Below are 479 nucleotides of genomic sequence, written 5' to 3' on the forward strand. Positions count from 1 at the left end.
CGAACCGAAGTCGCGGATCCCCTGGATTTCCGAGGCCCAGAGCACATCCTGCTTCTTGAACTGGCGGCAGACAAAGGCGCGCAGGTCGCGGCGCTCGGGCACCTGTTGTTCATAGGCCGAGCCGCGTTCCGAGAACGGGATCAGCGAGAGCGTGCCGTCTCGGCTTTCGATCATCACCGTGCGTGCGCGCACGCCGCGATTGGCGAAGAGCCCCGCGCCCGACAGGATCGCGGGCTTGAACGGGATGTTTTCCAGAGCCCGGGTGAGCTCGATGATCGAGAAGGCATCGCCTTCAAAAATGTCCATGGTGGCCATGTGTGGATGCCTCCTGAGGGATCGGATTGAGAGGTTTGGGGCTCAGCGCGCGAGGATGCCGGCCGCCAGCAGGGCGGCATGGGCGGCGGCGATCTCGGCCTCGGTCGGGGTGCCGGCAAAGACCAGATCGTGGCGATTGACGATGGCCGGGCCACGCACCAGTG

The 479-nt window shown here is 65.3% G+C and carries 1 protein-coding gene; it reads right to left on the bottom strand.

What is annotated here, in order from left to right; genetic code table 11:
- Positions 1-315 (bottom strand): major capsid protein (locus ACK8OU_RS20455; RefSeq protein WP_410305162.1); only part of this gene is annotated, 315 nt, incomplete at its 3' end.
- Positions 316-479: the final 164 nt, after the last annotated feature.

This window comes from Pontitalea aquivivens (assembly GCF_046507575.1).
GTDB lineage: Bacteria > Pseudomonadota > Alphaproteobacteria > Rhodobacterales > Rhodobacteraceae > Pontitalea > Pontitalea aquivivens.